Below are 713 nucleotides of genomic sequence, written 5' to 3' on the forward strand. Positions count from 1 at the left end.
ACTTGGTTTAAGGTACGGGTTGATTGCGTAAAATTAAGTTGCTGCTGTGCAGCACCCATATTAGCAATCTCGGCATCTGTCATTGCACGACCAGCAAATAACAAGGCGTTTAAGTAACCCGGCTTAGTTTCGTAGTCATTATCGGTTAAAAGTAAGGCCGCATCGTTGATTGCCCAGCGCTCATTGATTTCACCTTCATCTTTAATACCAATCAGCTCGCCATCAAGATAAATTTTTAGTGCCCCGTTGTTTGGAGCAGCATAAAACACAAAAGCAATACGGTGCCAGCTGTTTGCTGAAAGATCGCCAAAGTAACCACTGTCACTGGTGGCAATACCGATGGCGTTATCTCGGCTGACGTAAAGGTCTGCGTCATTATTATTGGTAAGATCTGTTTGTAGTAATGAGCGCCACTCATTGGTGCTTTGTTCTGGCCACATAATATCCATCACTAAGGTGTAATCAGCGATAAGGCCTTCTGTTTGGTAATCACCGTTTGCAGCACTATTAGCCGTTAAGGTTAAGCCTTGCGTTGGGCTATGGCGAGCAAAGGCGAGCACGCCAGAGGAGCCACTTGGTAAATCAGCAATTTCAAGCTCAGTGGTGGTGGAAAATTGGCTATCTTCTGGTCCCCAATTTTTGTCTTCAGGGTCATAAAAGCTGAGTGTTGCAGGGCCAAAGTCACTGCTAAAGCCTTGCTCAGGGTTGTTAAA

1 protein-coding gene is annotated in these 713 nt (G+C 45.3%); it reads right to left on the minus strand.

Features of this window, described 5'->3' with window-relative positions:
* Positions 1 to 713, minus strand: a 713-nt coding sequence (locus HUS62_RS22355) for a LamG domain-containing protein (RefSeq protein ID WP_220095109.1), incomplete at both ends; no start/stop codon positions are given.

Origin of the sequence: Pseudoalteromonas sp. 0303, from assembly GCF_013349995.1 — a bacterium.
In the GTDB taxonomy this organism is placed as follows: domain Bacteria; phylum Pseudomonadota; class Gammaproteobacteria; order Enterobacterales; family Alteromonadaceae; genus Pseudoalteromonas.